Source organism: Halalkalibacter oceani, assembly GCF_023715705.1.
Lineage (GTDB): Bacteria > Bacillota > Bacilli > Bacillales > Bacillaceae_D > Halalkalibacter > Halalkalibacter oceani_A.
Map to the genome: position 1 here is coordinate 26563 of NZ_JAMBOS010000013.1, position 22776 is coordinate 49338.

Genomic DNA, 22776 nt, shown 5'->3' on the forward strand with positions numbered 1-22776 from the left:
CAAACACTCCTTTTCCTTTTCATAGGCCCATTATGCCAAAGCTTCTGGAAAATAACAGAATTTGTGTAACAATTTCTGACAGTCTTTTCATATATTAAAAATACTTCTTTTACTCTAAAAAGAGAGGTTACCCCAAAAGGTATTGGAACAACCTCTATCGTGTTGTATGACGCTGTCGGTATTACTGATCAACTGCTGAAATCTTCACCGCGCTTACTTTAAAGCCCGGCATCCCGCAGGACGGGTCAAGGGTGCCCGCCACCAGACGATTGACATTTTGTGATTCCGTCCAATGCAAAGGCACAAAGACCGTATCCTTGCGAATGGTCTGTGACCATTTGCTTCTGACGACAATGCTGCCCCGCTCCGATTCGACCTTGACCAGGCTTTGATCGTTTATCTGAAATTTTTTTGCCGTTGCAGGGTGAATTTCCATATAGGATTCGAATTCACGTGCGGCAAGAGTCGCGCTCTTTCTCGTTTGCACGCCGGTTAAATAGTGAGACATGATCCGGCCTGTCGTCAGAAAGAGCGGATACGTTTCCGATGTTTTCTCCTTGGCGATTTTCGCTGTATTGGACACCGGCACCATCCGCGCCTTTTGGTCGGGGTGGGCAAAGCCGGATTCAAATAAGCGCTCGGTCCCGGGATGCGTTGCGTCAGGACATGGCCATAGCAGACCTTTTTCCCGGCGCAACCGCTCATAGCTCATGCCGGAATAGTCGGCAATGCCGCCGCGCGACGCCTCACATAACTCATTAAAAACCTCCTCCGGTGACGAAAAGGAGAAATATTCGCCTTTACCGAGAGCATCGGCGACTTCACAAATAATCTTCCAGTCATGCTTGACCTCGCCGCGGAGCGGGAAGCTTGCTTCGCGTAACATGACCCGCCCTTCGACATTCGTCATTGTCCCTTCTGTTTCCAAATACGAGGTCGTTGGCAAAATTAAATCGGCTAATTGCGCTGTTTCGGAAATAAACATATCGACCGCCACGAGGAAATCGAGCTTAGTCAAGGCCTGTTTGACAAACTCGGCGCGCGGGTTCGAGACAACCGGATTCGAGCACATTAGAAACATTGCCTTAATCTCTCCTTCGTCGACCTTCTGGATCATTTCAAAAGCCGATACCCCTTTGCGCGGTATATCCTTGACAACGACCTTCCAGACGTCGGCGATAAATTGACGATCAGCTTCATTTTCAATGGAGCGGTAGCCTGGCAGCTGATCGGCTTTTTGCCCATGCTCTCTCGCCCCTTGTCCGTTTCCTTGCCCGGTCACCGCGCCATAGCCGGAGTATTTCTTACCGATCTTCCCTGTTGCTAATAGAATATTAAGAAAGTTCCGCACCGCGCTTGAACCATCCGTTTGCTGCTCCACTCCCCGGGCTGTAAAAATCATCCCCGACTCTTCTCTGGCAAAGACAGAAGCTGCCTTTCTGATCTGGCTAAGCGGCACCCCGGTCAGTTCGGCAATTTCATTAAGGTCGAGGGCCGAGACATACTCACGTACTTCCTCAAAGCCGACAACACGGCGTGCCAGAAAATCTTCATCGATTAACCCTTCGTCCAGAATTACCTTCAGGATGCCGTTCGCCAATGCCGCATCCATTCCCGGTCTCACCTTCAAATGAAGGTCGGCCAGCTTTGTCGTCGCTGTTTCCCGCGGGTCGATGGCAATGATAAACGCTCCGTTTTCTTTCGCTTTTTCAAAATAAGGCATGATCGTCGGCTGACATTCAGCCACATTCGTTCCGGCCAGAATCAGACATCTGGAATGTGGAATTTCCTGAATAGTATTCGTAAAGCCGCGGTCCATACCAAAGGTTTTCGCCGCAGCGGAGGCCGCGGCCGACATACATAAGCGGCCATTGTAATCGATATACCTTGTTCCGAGCGCGACGCGGGCAAACTTCCCGAGCAAATACGCCTCTTCATTCGTGATCGTCGCACTGCCATAGACCGCTAACGCATCCTTGCCGTGTTGCGCCTGAATCGCCGTGAATTTCTCGCGAATCAACTCCAGCGCTTCTTCCCAGGAAATCCGGACAAACTCACCGTTCACTTTGCGTAGCGGATATTTGAGCCGCTCGGAATGAAGGGCGTGCTGATGGGCATGCATCCCTTTAATACACAGCCGACCTCCTGACGTTGGATTATCGACACCGACTGTTTTGTATTTCTTACGCGTCACCGTCACTTGCTCAATTAGCTGCATTTTGCACTGCATGCTGCAAAAAGGGCATTGTGATTGATAAACGGTTTCCTTTTCCACTTCCTGCTGCTTCGTTCGAAAATACCTTAATAGCATCTCAGTCATCGTCTCTCATCCTTTGCTAACATATTTGTCTGCGTGACATCTTAGAAAGTTTTCGCCACTCTCGCTTTTATCTGTAAGGCATCCTGCTCCAGGTTACCGATCAGCTGCTGCCTTAACTCCGGAGCAAACAGGACCTCGCGAATGTGCAGCAAATGAACCCTATTAATCCAATCCCAAGTCCGCTCAGAATATTTGGCTGTTTCCCGGTAATATTGAATGAAGGCTATCACCAGTTCACAGGCTTCTTCCGCCGTGTCAGCCACTGAGAGCAGCTGCCCCTGGCGGACATTCCTTCCGCTGCTGCCGCCGACATAGATTTCCCAGCCACGCGCAAACTGGATCAGCCCAACATCTTTCGTGGTGGAACCGGCTCCGTTATGACTGCAGGCTGATATTCCCATTCTCAGCCGGTATGGCGCCGGCACTGAGTCAATCCGCTGATCAATCTCGACCGCCAGCTCCAGCGCCTGTTTCTTATCACAAGTACAGGCTGTTTCCCCTAGACAGGTTTTTATGCTATGCCCCCTGTTGCCGGTTGCGCTTCTCAATGGCAAGTCCAGCTCACGCCAAATCGGCTCCAGCTGCTCTTTCAGAATGCCGTATAAATGAATCCGCTGATCACTCGTCACAGCAACGTTTGGAATGTGGTACTTCCCGGCAATATCGGCGATTCTCCGCAGTTCATCAGCATTGGTGATTCCCCCGTACATTTGCGGCGTGATCGCGTATGTCCCATCGCTCTGGACAACCGCATTCATTCTCTCATTCAGGAAAAGCGCTTCCTGCTCCGCTTCATATTCGGAATAAATCATCGCAAGGTAATAATGCAATGCTGGGACACAGGTCCGGCATCCATCCTTCGTTTTCCAATCGAGCTGCTCCATCACATCATGGACGGAGCTTAGTTTGCGGATCTGCATCTCTTGGACAATCTCTTCATCGGTCAGCATCGTACAGGCACACAGCGCTTCCTTTTCGACTACTTCATCGAAGTCCTCGCTCTGGATATAGGACAGTAGCTCGGAGACGAGTGGCTTACAGCTCCCGCATGCACTTGAGGCCTTTGTACAGGTTTTAATTTCCTCGACACTCGACAGTTCATGTTGCTGACAGGCTTCAATAATCGCCCCCTTTGTCACGGCATTACATTGACAGATCAGCTCCGTCTGCTCCATCGTCACTACTTCCGATTCCTCTCCCGCGCTTTGCAAAAGCAACCGCTTTTCTTCATCGGTGATCACTTTCTGCTTCGTCATCATATCCAGCAGCTTATTGCTCGCCTTCGTATCACCGAACATAACGGCGCCGATCACTTTCTCATCGCGCAGGATGATTTTTTTGTATGTCCGGGCCAGTTCATCAACACTCATCATCGTTTTTGCGTTCTCATCGGCCTGAAAGTCGCCCGCCGAAAAGACATTCACCCCTGAAATCTTCAATTGGGTCGAAAGAGTACTTCCCTCGTATCCGCCCGTCTCCCTGGCGCATAGATGAGCGGCCAACACTCTCCCCTGTTCATAAAGCGGCTTAACAAGGCCGTATACCATTCCGCGATGCTCGACACATTCTCCAACGGCGTACACATCAGGCACGCTCGTCTGCAAATAATCATTGACGAGGATCGCCCGGTTCGTTTCAATCCCGCTTTCTTTTGCCAGCTGGACATTAGGACGGACGCCGACCGCCATAATGACCATATCTGCTTCTACCGACGTGCCATCGGTAAACCGTAGCCCCTCGACCCGGCCGCTGCCGGTGATCTCCTCGGTCGTCTTCTCCAACAAAAACTTCATCCCCTGGCTTTCCAGCTCCTGTTCCAGCATCATCGCCGCGGTTGGATCAAGCTGTCTCTCCATCAGATGCTTGGCGATATGAATGACATTGACTTCCATCCCGAGATTCAGCAACCCTCTGGCGGCCTCCAAACCGAGCAGACCTCCGCCGATAACGGCCGCTTTTTTATAACTGCCGGCGATCTCGACCATCTTTTGGCAGTCTTCAATGGTCCGAAAGCTGACAACTCCTTCCTTGTCAGCTCCGGGAATCGGCAGCATAAACGGAACGGAGCCTGTCGCGATAATCAGCTTGTCGTAAGTAACCTTTCTGTTGCGATCAGTGCTCACTGTTTTTTTGACCGTGTCGATTTGGACGACTGTCTCCCCTGTATAAAGCTGGAGATCGTTGCTCTCATACCAGGCGCGGTCATGCAATGTAATATCATCAACCTTCGTATCCCCTTGTAAAACGCTCGATAGCATAATGCGATTATAATTGTAATGAGGCTCACTGCCGAAAACAGTCACCTCATACAGAGACGGATTTACTTTCAGGATTTCCTCCATGCAGTTTATTCCTGCCATGCCGTTTCCTATCAAGACCAGCTTTTGTTTCATTTTTAGAACCCCCTCTTTCATCCGGGATGATTGATCAGCGCGGCACTATCTTTAAAGACACATTAAAATTACTTCTTATATAGTCACTATCATTTTAGTAAGAATAAGTGTTCAATTCCTTAACCATGTCAGATGTGCTGACATAGAATTCTCTGAAAACGCAATAAAAAAACCGCACAGCGGCTTTTCTACGAATCCATCCGAAATTTTATCGTTCAAAAAGAGGGGACAGCCACGATCTTTTTAAGCTAGGGCACAGCGGCTTTTTCATAAGCGGCGTGCGAAGCACCGCCCTTCCACGAGTGAATCCGAAAATTTTATCTTTCTTATCGATTAAAAAAGATCCGCCCTTCAATTAAGCCGGACGAATCTTTGTTTGATCAAGACAGCGGGGAAGGAGCAGGGCATAGCCTGGATAAATCACATCACCCGAAAAGCTGTGCCTGTTCGCATTGGCCTGAATCAGCGCCATTACAGGAACGTCGCGCCTCTCGGCAATGCGCCATAAGGAATCCCCTTCTTCGACAATTTCAATTTGCAATGGCAATTCCAGTAATTGATTGGCGACTATTTTGTTTCTATCAGTCAATTGCGGGTTAAGCTCTTTCACTGTCTGAAGATCAATACCAAACGAACCCGCAATCGATGTAAGGGTCTCACCCGGCTGGACAAAATAAAGTACCTGCGGCTCCGGGGTATAGGCATAAGGTACAATCAGCTGTCTTCCCTCGTAAATCAGCCCTGGATCTGTAAAAGGAGGGTAAAGGGAATTCAGCTGCTCTATTTCGTCAACCGTACTTCGGAGCATGGTCGCAATACCAAATACCGTATCATTCGGCTTCACCGTATAAACAAAGTAAGTTCCTTCGTTTGCCAGCACATCACTTCCCCCTCGTACCCGATTAACCCCTCCTGTATACTATTGGCCGAGGGGAGAAGATGTGCCTGCCTATATCTCGTCCCTGTTCTTTTTTCGCTTCAGCAGACGCAGACCATTCCCTGTCACAAGCAAGGTTGCCCCCATATCTGCCAGAATAGCGATCCAGAGAGTGAGCCAGCCGGGAACGACAAGCAGCAGCGCGAGCAGCTTCAACCCGAGTGAAAAGGCGATATTCTGCTTAATAATGCGCAATGCTTTCCGACTAAGGGCAACGAGGTACGGCAGTTGCTTCAAATCATCGCTCATCAGGGCGACATCCGCCGTTTCGAGCGCCGTATCCGTACCGGCTCCTCCCATTGCGATTCCGACCGTGGAAGCGGCCAGTGCCGGGGCATCATTTACTCCGTCTCCGATCATCGCGACTCGTTCATGCTCATTTCTTAATTGCTTAATATAGCTCAGCTTATCCTCAGGCAGAAGCTCAGCCTGAATGTCCTTCACGCCAACCTGCCTGCCGACAGCCTCAGCCGTAAGCTGATTATCACCCGTGAGCATTACAGTCCGTGAAATCCCCAGCTCGTGCAAGCTCTCAACTACTTTTTTACTCAGCTCCCTCACTTCATCAGCGACCGCAAAGACAGCGTATACATCATCCTCTGTTCCGAAGAGCATCGGTTTTTCCCTGTCTTTGGAGCCGGAGGACTTCCTCTTTTATTTCGGCACTGACCTGCGGAAACAGAAGGAGATTCCCGATCTGATACTGCACTCCGTCAATGCTTCCTTTAATTCCTTTTCCGGTCAGAGAGAGAAAGTCATTGACCTCAATCTCGTGATAACGAACCTGCTCCTCCTCCGCTTTACGAATTACCGCCGATGCAAGCGGATGAGCGGAGCGTGACTCTAAAGCGGCGATCACGGTCAGAGCTTCCTGCGTCGTATAACCTGCAGCGCACGTAATAATATCCGTCACCTGCGGGCTGCCTTTCGTTAGCGTTCCTGTTTTGTCAAAAGCAATGGCCTTCAAGCCGCCCAGCTCTTCCAGATAAACGCCGCCTTTGATAAGCACTCCATTCCTCGCGGCATTGCCGATTGCTGTCACAATCGCCACCGGAGTGGAAATGACGAGCGCGCACGGACAACCGACGACCAGGACGGCCAAGCCCTGGTAAATCCATGTTCCCCAGTCTGCCTGGAAAAACAATGGCGGGATTAGCGCAATGAGCAGGGCGACAAGCATAATCGCCGGTGTATAATATTTGGCGAATTTATCAATAAAAGCTTGAGAAGGCGCACGCTCAGCCTGCGCTTCTTCCACAAGGTGGATGATCTTTGAAAGCGTCGTATCCTCGACTCTCTTTGTCACCTCTACCTCAAGCAGTCCTTCCTCATTTAACGTTCCAGCAAACACTTCATCCGTTTCGTGCTTTTCCACCGGCACGGACTCCCCGGTAATTGCCGCCTGGTTGACCGAGGAACGACCGCTCATGACGGTTCCATCCATGGCGATTTTCTGTCCGGGGCGCACGATCATCCGGTCGCCAATTTGAATGTCGTCAACAGGTACGAGCACGGTTTCGCCATTGCGCTGAATCAACGCTTCCTTTGGCGCGATGTCCATCAGCGAGCGGATGGACTGCCGCGCCTGGTCCATGGAAAACCGTTCCAATGCTTCACTGATCGCAAACAGGATGACGACAATCGCTCCTTCGGTCCATTCACCGATAATTGCCGCTCCAATCACAGCGATCGTCATCAATGTTTTCATATCAAATTGCGCTCTTAGTAAATTGGCCAGACCGACTTTGAAAAGCGAAAAGCCGCCGACAACAATTGATACAAGAAAAGCGCCGATAACCGCGCCGTTTCCTTCCCCAAGCATAGATTGACCGATGATGCCAAGCACAAGGAAGAGCGCCGAAATAACCACATGGATATGCTTCTTGATGAAGGAAAGCGGTGTTGTCCGTTCCACTTCTCTGCTTCTATCATGTTCAGGTGTCAGCCGCAGCTGTTCAAACGCACCGGCTTTTTCGAGCTGCTCAAGCGTTGCCTCTCCATAGACGGATATCTTCGCAGCGCCGAAATTCACCTTGGCATCGTGTACCCCTTCAAGCTCCTTAACATTGCGCTCAAACTTCCCGGCGCAATTCACACAGGTAAAGCCCTCTACCCGGTACACTTTCTTTTCTGCTTCATGGACTGCTTTACTCACGAGCCCACACCTCTCTTCCATGTACGACAGCCGTCGTGACAAGCATTATGACATGGGCGTCATCCAGCGAATAAAAAACAAGCTTGCCCTCTCTCCGGCTTTTGCAAATGCCGAGGCTGCGCAAATGCCGTAAATGGTGGGAGACGGTCGCCACCGTCGCTCCAATAATCGTCGCCACATCACAGACGCACAGCTCCTCCTCCTGACAAAGAGCGTAAGCGATTTTCAGCCTCGTTTCATCAGCAAGAGCTTTAAAAATCCCGGCAACCGGACTAAGCTTCTCCGCTTCCACGATGGAGGAGACACGCTTCACTTTCTCTTCGTCATAGCAAAACACATCACATGTATCGATTTGGTTCTTCGCTTTCGGCATCCTTCATCCCTCATTCAAATGATCATTTGATTATAGTGTATGCCAGCAATCGAAAAACGTCAATCGATGCTCCGGAAAAGGGCTCGCTTGAGAAGCAGTAAATAGAGAAAGGGAATGGCTCTGGACGCTACACATATTGCTTTAGGCTTATTCTAAAATTTCGGGACAAGGCTGCAAAAATTTAAAAGACAATACTTCGCTTGCCCTGCTAATTATGTTAAGTTATTACATGTAAATATTTATTAAGCTCGTTTACATAAAGGAGTGTTCATTATGGAAAAAGTTCTCGTATTCGGTCACAAGAATCCTGACACAGATTCAATTTGCTCTGCTATTGCCTACGCCCATTTAAAAACAAAGATTAATATCCCCGCTGAACCGGTCCGTTTAGGGGAAATTAACAGTGAAACACAGTACGCGCTCGATTATTTCCAGGTCAACGCGCCAAGATTGACTGAGTCGGTTGCTGAAGCAAAGGAGGTCATTCTCGTCGACCATAATGAGCGCCAGCAAAGCGCCTCAGACCTTGATCAGGTTCGCGTCATTGAAGTGATTGACCATCACCGGATTGCCAACTTTGAGACAAGCGACCCGCTTTATTACCGGGCTGAACCGGTAGGCTGCACGGCAACCATTCTTTATAAGCTGTACAGAGAGAATGAAATTGACATTCCAAAGGAGATTGCCGGCCTGATGCTTTCCGCTATTATCTCAGATTCATTGCTGTTCAAATCCCCGACATGCACGGAAGAAGACATAGCAACTGCAAAAAAGCTTGCTGAAATCGCCGGAGTTAACAGTGAGGAATACGGCCTAGCGATGCTCAAGGCCGGTGCCGATGTGAGCGATAAATCGGCGAAAGATCTCCTAAGCCTTGACGCAAAGGAATTTCAAATGGGACAGCACAAAGTGGAAATTGCCCAAGTGAATACGGTCGACGTGGAAGAAGTGTTTGCGAAGCAAGCAGAATTAGAAGCTGAAATCGAAGCCGTAATCGCCGAAAAAAGTCTCGACCTCTTCCTGCTCGTTGTAACGGATATTTTAAACAACGACTCAAAGGTTCTCGCCCTCGGCTCACAGGCTGAAGCAGTCAATAAGGCGTTCCAGGTTACTCTTGATGGAAAAACAGCGCTGTTAAAAGGGGTCGTATCGCGTAAGAAACAGGTCGTTCCTCAGCTTACAGAAGCATTGAAGTAAAAGGAGTTACGAGGCACAATATCATCGCGCGGCTTTAAGGCTGGTCCAAAAGGTTGTTTTCTACCTTTTGGACCAGCCTCAAGGAGAGATGGGATCGGGATGCTTTATCCTGTACACTGCAGAGCATGATAACATCGCTAAAGAGGCTGGGCCGAAGGTTGTTTTGCACCTTTTGCCTAGCCTCTTTAGGCTCCTATGTCTTTTAAACAGGCAGAGCTTTACCCTTTTTTCATCATTTCAGTCAGCTCGTCAGCTGTGGTTGCGAGCTGGGCAGCGGCATGGTTAATTTCTTCAGTGACGCGGGCAATATGCTCCATTTCTTTTTCAACGCTGACATTTTGAAGATTGCTTTTTTCTGTTGCTTCGACAATTTCATCAAAGAAATCACTCGTTTCCTTCATCCCTGATGACGTCTCTTTGATTAGATCGTTAATGTTGGCGATGTAACTTGACATCGCGCCAATTTGATCATTAGTGCGGATAATCAAATCAGATACTTTGCTGACTGAGTTTTGCGTTTGATCGGAAAGCTTGCGAACTTCCTCTGCTACAACAGCAAACCCTTTTCCAGCCTCTCCTGCCCGGGCCGACTCAATCGCCGCATTTAATGCAAGCAGATTCGTCTGTGCGGCAATCGATTGAACAAGGCCGACAATTTCGTTAATCTGTTCGGCATTCCCTCTCAGGATACCCATTTCCTCTGAAATTTTGCCGATCGTGCCATCTATTTCGCTCATTTGCGCGGACTGTGCCTGCAACTTTTCAGCGCCACCCTTCGAAATCTCCTCAACCTTCTGGGAATGCTTCGAGACTTTATGCGTGTAGGCGAGAATTTCATCCGATCTTGACTTAAGCTCATCTGTCGAGGCACTTGTTTCTCCGGAAACAGCCGCCAATTCCTCCACTGTTGCGCTAACGAGCCTTACGAGTTCATTTTGCTTTTCCTGATTTTGTTGAATGATCCGTTCTACTTCACTTTCATAGGCTTCCAGCACAAGCTGCTGCTCCAGATTAAACATCTTTGCGACCGCTTTTATGTACTTTTTGCAAGTCTGGTTATCTTCATAATGCTCATAAATCAGATCAATCATCGCTTCTAATAAATCCTGAAAAGCACCCACATACCATTTTGAATCGAGACCGATTCGCACGTGAGTATGCGCAATCCGAATCCGCTGCTCAATGTAAGCGCCATCTATCATTCCGTTAAACATCTCTTTTACATGTTGTTTCAATGTAACCCGCAATCGCTCGACAGCACTATTTGTTTCAATAATCGATTTTAATTCACTGTTTCTTTCGAGATTGTCATAAAACCGCTTAATGATTTCATCTACATGCTTTTCCACCAAAGGCTGAAGGTCTTTCACGGCAATTAAATCAGCCGTCGTTAAATGAATCATCGCCAGCTGCTTTTGCACCGCCGGTGAAACACGAATAGCAACATTATGTACTGGCTGCTGAGCCTTTACTGTGGATTGAACTTCCTTTCGCTTCGTCCGAAAGCTTAATTTCATTAAGATCCCCCTTTTCTCACCATACGCCGATTAACACCATCGACGCAGGATAAATAACCTATTTTACATGTTATCACAGAAACAGCGTAGGGGCTCAATTTATTTTGTAAAAAAATAGGTCTACTACATAATAGAAGTAACAAAAGCTTTCAGCTCCTGATTAAACCGCTCAGCCTGTTCCCAAAAAGGCATATGTCCTGTCGCCTCATACCAGAAAAGCTTGGCATGCCGCAGCTGGCTACTGTTATAGATCGCATGCTGCGGCAAAACAATCTGATCCTCTTTGCCGTGGGTGATTAAAAAAGGGGTACCGAGCTTTGGCATGATGTCCTCATTTGATAAAGAGCGCTTCATTAACGCTTGTCGGACATAAGGAGGAACGATCGCATTGACCCCGAGCAAAAAGTAGTACTCTTCAGCTGGAAGCTGACGATTGCTGCATAGCGTAAGAAAGGCCTCAATCCCTTCGAGCGCCTCCGTCATATCGTGTCCCAGCAGCTTCGTCTTGAGCGCCTGGTAGTGTTCGCCCGTTTCCGCGGCGGCTTCCGGCTTCCCAAGGCGCGAGCGTGCTCCTACTAAATTCACCCCGCCAATCGCTTTCTCTCCAAAAAAGCGCAAATAGTCAAAAATGACTAGTCCGCCGTATGACCAGCCGATCAGAACCGGACTCTCCAACTGTAATTCAGTCAATACGGCGTCGAGGTCTTTTGCCCACCATTCCGACTTCTGATACGCGTCAACCGGCTTCTCCGACCAGCCATGACCGCGATTATCGAAGGCGACAAGTCGAAAGTCCTGCAGCAACTCCGACTCAAACTGCTTCGCCCATACATGGCGGCTCTGGTTAAAGCCATGAATAAAGACAAGAGGCTGCCCATCGGGATTCCCGCCTTCCTCGACATACAATTTCGTTCCTCCACCTCCTGTCACGGTATAGCCCTTCACTGCCTGAAGTCCCTTCATTCCTCTTTATCTCCTTCCTTCTAGTCTTGCAGAACGACATCCTTTAATGATACACCAAGCTCATCCGCAAGCTGATAGAGCTCGTCTAAGACGTTCACTTCCATCGCAATTCCCGACTTCCTGTTCCTTCTCTCCCGTTCAAATTCAATTTCTCCCGGCATATAAATATCATCAACGCCCGGCGCCCTTTTTGAATGTTTGACGAATGACGTCAATGTTTTGATCCGAGTACCGTATTCCTCTTCACTGACAAACTTTGACAAGTCGATCGCCAGCATAAAATGAGAAATCGACTGCTTCTCTTTCATGTCGTACATCGACGGGATCGCCTTTGAAAACTGGCTTCCGGTCAGGACTCCTGTTAAAATTTCAGCAAAAATAGCGAGTCCGAATCCTTTTGGACCGGCAACCGGAGAAAGAAACCCTCCATCCAAAACACGGGCCGGATCGGTCGTAGATTCCCCGTTTTTATCGACACCCCACCCTTCCGGAATCTCCTTTCCCTGCGCCTGGGCAAACAGAATTTTTCCAAGCGGGGCATTGCTAAGAGCCATATCAAGCACAATTGGATCTCCTTCTGCCGTTGGACTGGCAAAGGCGATCGGGTTATTGCCAATTACTTTCTCCGCTCCGCCAACAGCCGGCATCAACGGTTCCACATTGCTCATCACAATGCCGAGCATATTCTGTTCAGCCGCCATTAGCGCATAGTGGGCGGCAATGCCAAAATGATTGCTATGCTTGGCAGTCGCCATACCGATGCCGTGGTTCCGGGCCAGTTCCATCGCTTTTTCCATCGTTTTCTTCCCAACAATCTGTCCTGCTGAATAATGACCGTCCAAAAAAGCCATCGCTTCCGTTTCCATTTCGACCGTAACCTCGGATGGCACTTGAATAAACTTTTCTTTGATCCGTTTAACATATATCGGCAGGCGTAAAAATCCATGACTGTGGATCCCCCGGTAATCGGCTTCCAGCATCGTGGTGGTAACCGTGTCGGCGTCCTCTTCACTCATTCCGAGCTTTATAAAGCTTTCTCTTGAAAAACGGCTGATTTTAGCAGCATCTACGATCATCGCTACACTCTCCTTCTGTCCTATTCAAAGGTTTTCTCGGTTATTTCCCTGAAATTCGCCAACGTTTGCAGTCTTTTTTGCACATCGATCAAATGGCTTTCCATCGTTTTTTGCGCCAGCTCGTCCTCTTTCGCCACCAGCAGCTCGTAAATTTGCTGGTGATAGGCATGCGAGGCCTCCAATACCGTACTGTCATAAGAGACCTGCTTTTGCACGTTGAAAATCAAATGGGAAATGGTATTATAGACGTACATCAGCACTGAATTTCTCGCCGCCTTGGCAATCAGCTGGTGAAACTCCATATCGGCTTTCACATATAAACGCTTATCATTTTGTTCCACGGCCCCGCGTAAAGTGGCGAGCTGTTCCTCCATCGCCCGTAAATCCTCATCGGTTCGCCGCTGCGCCGCCAGAGCTGTCAGCTCCTTTTCCAGCGCCAGCCGCGTTTCCTGTACTTCGTCGAACGTCGCTTCATTTAATAGAATTTGCATCGTTAAAGACTCTTCGATGACTTTAGAAAATTCAGCTGTCACATACGTTCCCGATGTAATACGACTTATCAGCCCCTGCTGGGCAAGCACCTTTAACCCCTCACGCAGCGAAGAACGGCTCACCCCGAGCAGCGTGCACAACTCTCTTTCATTTGGCAGTTTGTCACCAATTTTGAGCTTCCCTTTGACAATCAGATCCTTTAATTGAAGAATGACATCGTCCCCAAGGTTCGTTTTTTTAATTGGTTTAAAGTCCATTATTTGTATACCTTTCTTATTTCTATTTGTTAGCGCTTACATAAACACGATGGAATGATGGTCTGACCATGCACTGCTTTTATTATACAGATTACCGCGCGAGAAATCAATGAGTATTTGCAACAGTCTGATTTTTTGAAAGATTCGTCGCGATATGAGGCTTGAGGAAACCTCTTCATGCTGTCTAGGTCCCGGTGTCAGAGGTTCCATCGTCTCCTAATCCTTACAGCCAATATATACATAATCAGGTGGCAGCTGAGAAGTGGCTGAGACTTTCACTGGGTACTCATATACTCGATCAAATTTCTCCTTCAACAGTTGGAAAAAAGCTTGAGAGCGGGACGCACTCCAAAAAGAAACGGCTCCTCCCTGCGTCACTCGATGATAAAGCAAATCAAGTCCTTCATTCCGGTACAGTTTGGCGTTACGATCGGCTACTATCCAGTCTGGCCCATTATCGGTATCGAGGCAGATCAAATCGTAGCAAAGAGGGTTCCGTTCCAGCCAGAAGCTTACATCATCAATGATCAAAGAAGCCCCCTCGCGCTGCAAAACCCGGTTGGAGAATGGATAAAGATACTTATATTGCCACTCTACGATTTTCGGTTCAATTTCAACAATATGCGCATTTACGTTATCCCCCTCCCGCAGGACCTGATCAGCCGTATGACCAACCCCCAGACCTCCGACCAATACCTGCCGAGGGTTCCGCCTCATGACGGCCACCGCTTTCTTTACCATTTCCCGTTCAGACTGACCATTTTCCGTCGACATCAGAAAAACGCCATTGCTAATAATTTCAAAGTCCCGTTCCCGTTGCTGTAGCTGGATTTCCTCGCCAAACACACTTTTTCCCCGCTCAAGCACGACAACCTTATTCATCTGTCACACCCCTTTCACCTGTTAACGTTCCTCCGCCGCCTTATGCAACGCCTGCAAAAACGCTTCACCCGGTTGAGCGCCTGAAACCGCATACTTTTCATCAAACAGAAAGAACGGCACCCCTTTTACTCCATATTTCACCGCCTGTTCGATATCACGCTTGACCTCAGCTCCAAAGTCCTCGCCCGCCAGCACCTGCTCAGCCGCCGTCTTTTCAAGTCCGACTTCTTCTGCCAGCTCAAGGAGCTTCGCTTTATCACCAATGTCGTATGAATCGGTAAAGTGAGCCTGCAACAGCCGCTCGGTCATTTCCTTTTCTTTTCCCGCCCTGGCCGCAAAGTGTTGTAAGCGGTGAGCATGAAACGTATTAGCGGCAACAGCGGTATCGAAATGGAAGGTTAAGCCGGCTTCCCGCGCCTGATCTGCGACGCGCTCACACATTTCCCGCGCCTGCTGGATCGTCGTGCCGTATTTCAAGGCAAGACCTTCATACACCGTTTGCTTTGATCCCGGCGGAACATCAGGATCAAGCTGAAAGCTGCGGAAATGAACCTCAACCTGCTCTCTTTCCGGAAACAGCTTTAATGCCTGTTCAAATCGCCGTTTGCCAATGTAACAAAAAGGACAGACAAAATCAGACCATATTTCGACTTTCATTCTCTTCCTCCATTCGCTCATTTGTTAGATCCTACCATTACTATACCACATTTGCTCCATTGTCCGGTCATTTGAAGCGGCGGCCTCCTGTCTCCTTTTAGAAAACCGCTTATGTAAACACAAGTAAGTTCACAGCCGCGAGAAACACAATGCACATCGCAAACAATTTGATCTTTTCCTGCGGCAGCTTTTCAAACAACCTTAATCCGACATTGGCCCCGACAAACACACTGACAAGACCGACGGCAAAATAGAGAAGAAAAGTAGAATCAAAGTCACCGTTCAAGCCATGTAAAAACATCGTAAACAAGCTTGTGACAGCAAACGTTGTTTGTAGATTGGCGTTATAACGGTGCTTCTCCTTGTAAATCATTAAAAAATAGAACACAAAAAACGGACCGCCAACAGCGAAAATCCCGCCAATTAATCCACCGACAAAGCCGAAGGTGATCGGAAATATCGGCTTCAGCAAAAGCTTCGACGGCTCTCCCTTTTTTTTCGTTAAAAGATAAATGACCATGCCAATTAAAAAGAAACCAAGCACTTTCTTGAGAATGTCCATCTCTCCATAAGAGGTCAGGAAAAAGAAAGAAACCACCCGCCCCGTTAAAGCGGCGCATAAAATAACGAGGAACCCTTTTAATTCAATATAACGGTAAATGCGAAAAACAATCGTCAGCGAAATAAATAAAGTTAAAGACAGGACTAGCAATGTACTGTCTTTCAACGTAAACATTAACGGCAAAAAGCCCATCGCAAACAGGCCGAACCCAAAACCGCTTACTCCCTGGATAAAGCTCCCAATCAAAAAGATCAGGAAAATAAAAAGAAACTCGATTGGCATAACGGTCAACCCTTCCTTCACATACATGCATTCTTCTTCATTATAGCATGACTGACTGAAGGGACGTCCCTCAAGAAGCGCTTGCTTTCTTCCTGATCAAACCAACGATATAAAGGAACAGGGGGACAAAGAGACCGAGAAAGAGGGAAACCGGAATCCAGGTTTCGCCGGCAAACTCGCGGATAGAACCGGTATTAACCGGGATCGCGTGCGACAGAGCCAGCACAATAAACGACATTGGCACGACAAAGATATGATAGCGCTGCAGCCTGACAATCTGCTTAAATAGTATGAGGGAAATATACATCAAGATCGCAATTTTGACGAAGGATGTAATGATCCATTGAACGGCAATCACCGCCTCGATTCTTTGCAAAAAATCCCCCAGTCTGATTTTCTTGGCGGCAAAAAAACTCGGAAAGTTGAGCGCCGCCGTCAAATTTGCGCCAATCGTCAACAGCGTTACCATCGCAATCGTAAAAATAATCAGACCACCGACCAAAACACCGGCAATGAAGAATGCTCTTTTTCTCTTCGTTTTATTAACAGCAGGCAACAGTGGGAGAAATAAAACAAGCTCTAAAAAGGGGATCGACAGCATTAACAGAGAACCGTCGACCACCTGACGCACGCCATTACCGAGGAACGGCTTTAAATGAGAAAATTCGAGATTATTAGCCGTCAGCAGAACAGGGGCGATCACAACAAGCACGACAATCGGAAAGAAGAGCTCCGCTCCCCTCGCCATTGTTTCAATTCCATAGAGCAGGGCGACAATCACAGCAGCGAGCAGTAAAATTTGCAGTGCATACATCGGGGTTTCAGGCAGCATTTGCGTTTGAAGGAAATCACTCGTATCACGAAGCACCATGCTCGATAATAAAATCGAAAACAAAAAGTACACGATGGCGACAATAGTTCCCGCCCATGTCCCGACTATTCTTTTTATCATGTCGACAAACATCAGCTGCGGATAAAGCTCATGGAGCTTAAGATAAAGGTACGCCAGAAACGGGCTGCAGCTGACCGCTATCACACCGGCAAGCCATGCATCCTGTCTCGCATATTCGACAAGAGCCGATGGCAGCACCAATATCGTGCTGCCCATAATAAACAGAGCGACGAGAACGGTAAATTGATAGCCATCTATCTTTTCAGTCTGCTTCATCCTCATTTCCTTTCTCACTTAACCAATTGGACCAGCCAATCAAGTGCTTTTAACGGATCAGGCAGCTGCCCCTGAAGACTCAGAATCAGATTAAGGCTTACGCCAACTGCGGCGAGGAGCCCAAACAGAATCCATTCTTTTTTCGAGAACTTGTGTTTCACCATATAGGGGACAGAGCTGCCAACCATTATAATCGACAACGTAATTACCATTCCAAGCGGCCATAGCATTTATTCTTCCTCCATAAGCTTCTTCACCGACTGATTCGCATTTCCGGTCCCGATCAGTGTTACTTCAGCGTTCACCTGAATCTCCATCGTCGCAAATCGCTCATTCCAGCCGCTTTCAACTTCCTTCCATTCCTTCGGCTGCTGCTGATACAATTCCTTGCCAAAGCCAAATACATCGGCCCGCAGCTCCTGTGCTTTTGCAATTGATTGCTCGACCTCCGTGACGATTTGCTCCCCTGTCCTCTTTTCGATTTCGGCCAGGCTTTGTCCGGAAGCTGTATCAAGGCTGCACTGCACATTGCCAATTTGTGCCTCCGCCTTGATCGTCACAGTCCCGCTCGGGATCCCATTATTGATTTCGGTAGTAATTCCTGCCTTTGACCGTATCAATTCGACGCCGATAAAGGAGTCCTCCTCGGTCGGACAGGCGATGTTCACAATCGTGCTATCGATATTATCCTGCGCATAATTTAATCCGATGCTTTCCTGTTCATTTAACCAGCCAATCAGCCTGTCCTGGGAAAAAACCGCCATCTGCCTAAATGAAAGCAAGGCAGGAAGCGTGCTTTCTTCCAGCCCTTCAAGCCTTCCGCCGGCATCCGGATCCCCTTCGATAACGACTCCTGTGATCGTCGCCTCGACTCCTTTGCCGGCAAGCTCCGTTAAAAGCTTATCAATCTCGATTGTTTTCGTTGCTCCCCACGAGCTTTGCGACGCCCTTAATGACTGATGCATTTCGTTGGCAGGCAGCTTGTCGATAACGGTCAGCACTTCCAGCACTTCACTCGGCCTCGCATTTTTCGCTATTAAAAAATAAAAATCGGTCCGAAATTCGTGATCACGGACGAGAAAGTCAAGCGCCTCAATAATGCCCTCCTCCGCCAACTCCTCATTGATCACCACAACCTGCGTGTACGATTCATAAATTTTCCGCGGGACAGTCATCGTTAATTTACGCAACGCCTCAAACATCGTCGTCCCCGTCTCTGTATAAACGACAACAGGTGTATACGTCCCTGTACCCGGCTCCTGCATTGCAATTGCCGAAGGATTAATGATTTGGACGGTTACGCGATATTCCCCGGCTTCCGTTTTTTCAATCCCCATTGCATGCGAGATAGCAAGCTCATTTAGCTCGCGCCGATTCCAGCAGCCCGGCAGCAGGACGAGCAAAAGCAGAAGAATAATGATCATCAATTTTTTCTTCATCTGTCAGATCCGCTTTCTCTAATTTTGTCAGTATGGTTTAACAGCTTTGGACGTCTAATCATCTCCCACATAGGGACGCGCACTAAATTATCTTTTTGATCGTTCATGTTAAACGGAGCCATCGGCGACATATACGGTACGCCGAACGAACGCAGGCTGCATAAGTGCAATGACAGGACGATACAGCCAATCGATACTCCAAATAGGCCGAAGCTCGCTGCCAGCCCCATCATTGGGAAGCGCAAAATCCGAAACGCGACTCCCATATTAAAAGCAGGAATGACAAAGCTCGATATCGCCGTAATCGCGACGATAATTACCATCGAAGCTGAAACGAGCCCCGCTTCTACCGCGGCCAATCCGACCACCAATGTCCCGACAATCGAGACGGCCTGTCCAATCGCCCGCGGCATGCGCAGGCCGGCTTCCCGGATAATTTCAAACGCCACTTCCATGATCAACGCTTCGACGAATGCCGGAAAAGGAACCCCCTCACGTTGAGCATACAGGCTGATCAGCAACGTCGGCGGCAGCATCTCGTGATGGAAGGTCGTAATCGCAATGTACAACGAAGGCCCGAGCAAAGAAATCATGAGCGTCATCAATCGTAAGATGCGAAGAAGCGTAATATAGTCAGAACGCTGGTAATAATCCTCAGGCACTTGATAAAACTCCGTGAACAACGAAGGGACGACTAAAGCAAACGGCGTCCCGTTAACAAGAATCGCCACTCTCCCTTCCAGAAGCTTCCCGGCAACTGCATCGGGCCGCTCGGTACTTGAAACGGTCGGGAACGGGGTAAAGGTCTCATCCTGAATCAGTTCTTCGACATAGCCGCTTTCTAAAATGGAGTCGACTTTAATCTTTTTCAGTCTTTCAAATACTTCTTTAACGATCCGTTTCTCCGCCAAATGTTCAATATAAATAACAGCGATATCCGTATTCGATCTTGTCCCGATTGCCAGGGAAACAATTCGCAGATCTGTCGTTCGCAGCCGCTGGCGAATCAATGCTGTATTTGTCCGCAAAACCTCCGTAAACGCATCGCGTGGCCCGCGAACAAGCACCTCCGTCTGTGATTCCGTAATCCCGCGCTCTTGATAAGACTTCGAATGAAGGACAAGCCCTTCGGCCACACCTTCTATTAACAGCAACGTATTGCCGGCCAGCAAGGCGCGGTAGCCGCTATCAAAATCCCGCACAGTTGTCATGTTACTGCTTGCCAGCCTCCCTTTGACCTTATCAAGCAGGTTCCGGGCTTCATTATTTTCCTTCTGGTCAAGCAGTGGAGTAATAATCGATTCTTCAATAAGCTCCGTATTGGTCAGCCCTTCGATATACATCAGCACAACTGGTATCGGAGTGACATCGGCAATCGTAATTTCACGAAAGATGACATCATTATCATGGTGAAAGGTCTCCCGGATTTCAGCTGCATCAGCCTTCAGATCGCCTGTCAGTGCCGGAGAAGGCCGGTTCGTGTGCTCAGCCGGATCGCGGACTGTTTTTTCCGTGTTTGCTCGCTTTTTTTTCGAAAACAGCCGCACGCTCCTCATCCTCCTTAGCACAAGTTATTTGCCCGTAGTTTGTTCTTATGCATACTAATTTATTCCTTTCCCGCATAAAAAAGATGCTTTTCAAAAAGGAGTTTCTGCTCCTTTTTGAAAAGCACCGGGACCCAAGGTTCATGCAGGGTGACAAGCCTTCTTTGATTCAACTAAAGCAATCACTGATCTTCGGGAGAGCCTCCTTGCCGCTCCTCTTCATGCAGCAGGAAGTCTCGTATCGCAAAAAGATTGTATGCGTTCCTTCACGCCCTCTTACTCCCTTCGCATTTTTGCCGCCTCATCTTTATTTCTTCCATATCGCGGTCGGGAACAATGTGACGTTCTCTTTTAACATTGAGAACCCCACTTCGTTCGCACAACAAAATACTCTATCATATGAGAATTAATGATTAGAGCCGGGATGCACTTCGCCCGTGCCGGGTGCCTAATAAAGTTTTTATAAACCGTATCGCACCTGATCGTTCTTCATACGGCATAGTCATAAGACGTCAGACCTGTCAGTTCCCATCAGGTCACGTCTTCAATGATTCCCGCCGGAATCCTAAAACGGTGTCCCCTTTCCGTCTCCGGTCACCAGCAACTTCTTACGCCCCTTTTACTTGGCATCATTCCTGTTTGAGCAGCAGTCGCCCCGCCACTGCCAGTATACTTGTTTCCCCTTTAATTACTTCATTTTTACCTGAGGTATCCCCTTACTCCTACAGCATCTCCCGCACCATACTGTGTTAAACGTGACGCGAGCTTCGCCTCTCCGAATCCGCTGCCCCATCGGTCCGGTGACAACAAAAATCAGTATGCTGCCCTTGTGCAATCATCCGAATATCAAACAAATCGTCTCCCCCTTAATTCATGCCTAAGTATAAAGATCAGGTCTCTACATTATCTATACAAGTAGCCCATAGACCCAAGACTTACCTCTCGTAAAATCAGCTGTATCCAGCCCGTCACAAATGACGCCCCTCCTCCATCCCCCGCCAGATCAAAAAGCCCGAAAAGTGGCAAAATCCACCTTTCAGGCCCGGGGGTGAAGGTATCTCAAAAAAGATGATTAAGACCTATGCCGTAAGACCCTTCATTTTGTTTTTATTTTCGCTTTTTTTTGCTTCCAGCGTTCGTACCATAATTGAATTACCTCACTCGGCTGTACTTCAAGCTCCCGCTTAAACCTTGATAATAATAAATAGTATTGGTCCTCGACAGCTGTCTTGGAACCAATCGCGTCATAGTACTTCATCAGCTCGAAATAACTGTCCTCCTCCAACGGAAACAGCTCCTGCATCCGTTCCGCCAAAATAATAGCGGACTCATAATCTCCTATTTCCTCGTAATACCCCATTACTTTTTCATAGTAATGACGCCACAAACGTCGCAGTTTTTCCCGTTTCGCCTCTGCCCACATATAATCATAGACGCCGAGATAATCCTCCTCGTAGGCAGACAGCAGCTTTTCAAAGTGTTTTATCGTCTGAGGGTCCGGTTCTATCAATTGCTTAAGCTGCTCTTCCCATTCAAGATAATCAATTGTCATGTCCTCTCCAAGTTCCAATCTGTAGCTTCCGCCTAATTCCCGGCCGCTCTTAATCACGATTTCCGTTAATCCGGCCTGCTGCAAAGCCTGTCGAATATGATAAACCGTCGTATATAATTGCTGAAGGGCTCTTTCCGCATCGAAATCGGGCCATAGCAAATCAAGCAGCGTTCCTCTTTCAATGTACTTGCCGTGATGGTGAAGGAGGAAGGCAAATAACTCCTGTGCCTTTGCCGTTCGCCACTTTATCGACTTGCGCTCCTGCCCTGGCGCCTGGATCGTAAGCGGACCAAAGCAACGAAGCATGACTCCCTCCTTCTGCTGTCCCGTATTTTCGTTTAGCCGCTGCTGTAAACGTTCGACCGTTTTCTTCAAGCGCGGTAATCGTAACGGCTTCAGCAAATAATCAAAGGCAAACAATTCAAATGCTTCTATTGCATAGCGATCATACCCTGTGACAAATACAATCTCCACCGCAGGCTGGACTTCCTAAATATGGGCGGCAAGCTCAAGACCGTTGATTTCAGGCATATGTATGTCAAGAAACACAATATCCGGGTTAAGCGTGCTAACTTCTTCAAACGCCTGATGGACATTTAAATAGGTTTTGAGCACGTTAATTCCCTCAAACTCGGATTCGAGCATTTTTTTCAGTTGCTTCAACGGTAAATGTTCATCATCTATTAAAATTACATTCACTCGTGCCCCTCCTCCTTTCTTAATCTTCGTAATCTTCATTGTGTTCTCTATGTAACATATCATATAAGCAAAATGAATTATTTGACTACGTTAATGAAACAAGATTCAAATTATTTATTTCACCGTATGAATCTCTTTGACACCTATGTAAAAATAGGTTACTTTTCATAATAAGCGGAATCCGCCTATTTGAATGTAAAACAGAACATCATTTTCACCCCCTTAATTCACATTTTCAAGAAATTGGGTGAAATGATGAATAGAAAGAAAATCTTCCTTGTACTCGTTTTATTTCTTGTTTTTCTATCATG

Annotated in this window: 20 protein-coding genes; 1 reads left to right on the plus strand and 19 read right to left on the minus strand. The window is 48.0% G+C overall.

The annotated features are described in order from the left end of the window. Window positions 1–181: 181 nt before the first annotated feature. The 6 genes from nasC to M3212_RS13095 form a co-directional block, all read right to left on the minus strand. Window positions 182–2320: an assimilatory nitrate reductase catalytic subunit NasC gene (gene nasC, locus M3212_RS13075; RefSeq protein WP_251194415.1), complete on the minus strand. Its 2139-nt coding sequence runs from the start codon at window positions 2318–2320 to the stop codon at window positions 182–184. Window positions 2321–2361: 41 nt separating this feature from the next. Continuing rightward, complete coding sequence (gene nirB, locus M3212_RS13080) at window positions 2362–4713, minus strand: nitrite reductase large subunit NirB (protein WP_251194416.1); 2352 nt, start codon at window positions 4711–4713, stop codon at window positions 2362–2364. A 355-nt stretch (window positions 4714–5068) separates the two neighbouring features. Beyond that, complete coding sequence (locus M3212_RS13085) at window positions 5069–5593, minus strand: LysM peptidoglycan-binding domain-containing protein (protein WP_251194417.1); 525 nt, start codon at window positions 5591–5593, stop codon at window positions 5069–5071. Between the two features lie 69 nt (window positions 5594–5662). Next, entirely contained in the window at window positions 5663–6265 is a 603-nt protein-coding gene (locus M3212_RS22405; protein WP_434084050.1) for an HAD-IC family P-type ATPase, read from the minus strand. Then, complete coding sequence (locus tag M3212_RS13090) at window positions 6243–7826, minus strand: heavy metal translocating P-type ATPase (RefSeq protein WP_434084051.1); 1584 nt, start codon at window positions 7824–7826, stop codon at window positions 6243–6245. Before M3212_RS13090 ends, M3212_RS22405 begins: the two co-directional genes overlap by 23 nt. After that, on the minus strand, window positions 7798–8178 hold the full coding sequence (locus M3212_RS13095; RefSeq protein WP_251194418.1) for an ArsR/SmtB family transcription factor: 381 nt from the start codon (window positions 8176–8178) through the stop codon (window positions 7798–7800). The genes M3212_RS13090 and M3212_RS13095 overlap by 29 nt, the downstream gene beginning before the upstream one ends. Window positions 8179–8451: 273 nt before the next feature. Here M3212_RS13095 and M3212_RS13100 point away from each other — a divergent pair, with 273 nt between their 5' ends. Further along, window positions 8452–9375 carry a manganese-dependent inorganic pyrophosphatase gene (locus tag M3212_RS13100; RefSeq protein WP_251194419.1) on the plus strand — a complete coding sequence of 308 codons (924 nt, stop codon included), beginning with the start codon at window positions 8452–8454 and terminating at the stop codon, window positions 9373–9375. A gap of 218 nt (window positions 9376–9593) precedes the next feature. Here M3212_RS13100 and M3212_RS13105 read toward each other — a convergent pair whose 3' ends face one another. The 13 genes from M3212_RS13105 to M3212_RS13165 all read right to left on the minus strand — a co-directional run bounded on the left by M3212_RS13105 (window position 9594) and on the right by M3212_RS13165 (window position 22465). After that, the gene (locus M3212_RS13105) at window positions 9594–10892 is read right to left on the minus strand and encodes a globin-coupled sensor protein (protein ID WP_251194420.1); all 1299 of its coding nucleotides are present in this window, start codon (window positions 10890–10892) and stop codon (window positions 9594–9596) included. Window positions 10893–11015: 123 nt separating this feature from the next. After that, a complete protein-coding gene (locus M3212_RS13110) occupies window positions 11016–11855 on the minus strand; it encodes an alpha/beta fold hydrolase (RefSeq protein ID WP_251194421.1) in 840 nt (279 codons plus the stop codon). A gap of 20 nt (window positions 11856–11875) precedes the next feature. After that, window positions 11876–12931 (minus strand): Ldh family oxidoreductase, encoded by a 1056-nt coding sequence (locus M3212_RS13115; RefSeq protein WP_251194422.1) that lies wholly within the window; start codon window positions 12929–12931, stop codon window positions 11876–11878. Window positions 12932–12951: 20 nt separating this feature from the next. Beyond that, window positions 12952–13680: a FadR/GntR family transcriptional regulator gene (locus M3212_RS13120; RefSeq protein ID WP_251194423.1), complete on the minus strand. Its 729-nt coding sequence runs from the start codon at window positions 13678–13680 to the stop codon at window positions 12952–12954. A gap of 216 nt (window positions 13681–13896) precedes the next feature. After that, window positions 13897–14562: a spermine/spermidine synthase gene (locus tag M3212_RS13125; protein ID WP_251194424.1), complete on the minus strand. Its 666-nt coding sequence runs from the start codon at window positions 14560–14562 to the stop codon at window positions 13897–13899. Window positions 14563–14583: 21 nt separating this feature from the next. Then, window positions 14584–15219, minus strand: coding sequence for a DsbA family oxidoreductase (locus M3212_RS13130; RefSeq protein WP_251194425.1), 636 nt, complete (start codon window positions 15217–15219; stop codon window positions 14584–14586). Between the two features lie 109 nt (window positions 15220–15328). Beyond that, window positions 15329–16090, minus strand: coding sequence for a sulfite exporter TauE/SafE family protein (locus M3212_RS13135; RefSeq protein WP_251194426.1), 762 nt, complete (start codon window positions 16088–16090; stop codon window positions 15329–15331). A gap of 43 nt (window positions 16091–16133) precedes the next feature. Continuing rightward, complete coding sequence (locus M3212_RS13140) at window positions 16134–17231, minus strand: GerAB/ArcD/ProY family transporter (protein WP_251194427.1); 1098 nt, start codon at window positions 17229–17231, stop codon at window positions 16134–16136. Between the two features lie 14 nt (window positions 17232–17245). Then, complete coding sequence (locus M3212_RS13145; protein ID WP_251194428.1) at window positions 17246–17461, minus strand: hypothetical protein; 216 nt, start codon at window positions 17459–17461, stop codon at window positions 17246–17248. Then, window positions 17462–18670: a Ger(x)C family spore germination protein gene (locus M3212_RS13150; RefSeq protein ID WP_251194429.1), complete on the minus strand. Its 1209-nt coding sequence runs from the start codon at window positions 18668–18670 to the stop codon at window positions 17462–17464. It abuts the gene before it with no gap. Then, window positions 18667–20226, minus strand: coding sequence for a spore germination protein (locus tag M3212_RS13155; protein WP_251194430.1), 1560 nt, complete (start codon window positions 20224–20226; stop codon window positions 18667–18669). Before M3212_RS13155 ends, M3212_RS13150 begins: the two co-directional genes overlap by 4 nt. Window positions 20227–21310: 1084 nt before the next feature. Continuing rightward, window positions 21311–22240 carry a BTAD domain-containing putative transcriptional regulator gene (locus M3212_RS13160; RefSeq protein WP_251194431.1) on the minus strand — a complete coding sequence of 310 codons (930 nt, stop codon included), beginning with the start codon at window positions 22238–22240 and terminating at the stop codon, window positions 21311–21313. Window positions 22241–22255: 15 nt separating this feature from the next. Further along, window positions 22256–22465 carry a LytR/AlgR family response regulator transcription factor gene (locus tag M3212_RS13165; RefSeq protein ID WP_251194432.1) on the minus strand — a complete coding sequence of 70 codons (210 nt, stop codon included), beginning with the start codon at window positions 22463–22465 and terminating at the stop codon, window positions 22256–22258. Window positions 22466–22776 lie beyond the last annotated feature (311 nt).

Coding starts and splice junctions, on each gene's coding strand:
- M3212_RS13100 (WP_251194419.1), top strand. CDS start 8,452: ATGGAAAAAGTTCTCGTATTCGGTCACAAGAATCCTGACACAGATTCA.
- M3212_RS13150 (WP_251194429.1), bottom strand. CDS start 18,670: ATGAAGAAAAAATTGATGATCATTATTCTTCTGCTTTTGCTCGTCCTG.
- M3212_RS13105 (WP_251194420.1), bottom strand. CDS start 10,892: ATGAAATTAAGCTTTCGGACGAAGCGAAAGGAAGTTCAATCCACAGTA.
- M3212_RS13090 (WP_434084051.1), bottom strand. CDS start 7,826: ATGGAAGAGAGGTGTGGGCTCGTGAGTAAAGCAGTCCATGAAGCAGAA.
- nasC (WP_251194415.1), bottom strand. CDS start 2,320: ATGACTGAGATGCTATTAAGGTATTTTCGAACGAAGCAGCAGGAAGTG.
- M3212_RS13110 (WP_251194421.1), bottom strand. CDS start 11,855: ATGAAGGGACTTCAGGCAGTGAAGGGCTATACCGTGACAGGAGGTGGA.
- M3212_RS13095 (WP_251194418.1), bottom strand. CDS start 8,178: ATGCCGAAAGCGAAGAACCAAATCGATACATGTGATGTGTTTTGCTAT.
- M3212_RS13145 (WP_251194428.1), bottom strand. CDS start 17,461: ATGCTATGGCCGCTTGGAATGGTAATTACGTTGTCGATTATAATGGTT.
- M3212_RS13115 (WP_251194422.1), bottom strand. CDS start 12,931: ATGATCGTAGATGCTGCTAAAATCAGCCGTTTTTCAAGAGAAAGCTTT.
- nirB (WP_251194416.1), bottom strand. CDS start 4,713: ATGAAACAAAAGCTGGTCTTGATAGGAAACGGCATGGCAGGAATAAAC.
- M3212_RS13155 (WP_251194430.1), bottom strand. CDS start 20,226: ATGAGGAGCGTGCGGCTGTTTTCGAAAAAAAAGCGAGCAAACACGGAA.
- M3212_RS13120 (WP_251194423.1), bottom strand. CDS start 13,680: ATGGACTTTAAACCAATTAAAAAAACGAACCTTGGGGACGATGTCATT.
- M3212_RS22405 (WP_434084050.1), bottom strand. CDS start 6,265: ATGCTCTTCGGAACAGAGGATGATGTATACGCTGTCTTTGCGGTCGCT.
- M3212_RS13135 (WP_251194426.1), bottom strand. CDS start 16,090: ATGTATGTGAAGGAAGGGTTGACCGTTATGCCAATCGAGTTTCTTTTT.
- M3212_RS13140 (WP_251194427.1), bottom strand. CDS start 17,231: ATGAAGCAGACTGAAAAGATAGATGGCTATCAATTTACCGTTCTCGTC.
- M3212_RS13125 (WP_251194424.1), bottom strand. CDS start 14,562: ATGAATAAGGTTGTCGTGCTTGAGCGGGGAAAAAGTGTGTTTGGCGAG.
- M3212_RS13130 (WP_251194425.1), bottom strand. CDS start 15,219: ATGAAAGTCGAAATATGGTCTGATTTTGTCTGTCCTTTTTGTTACATT.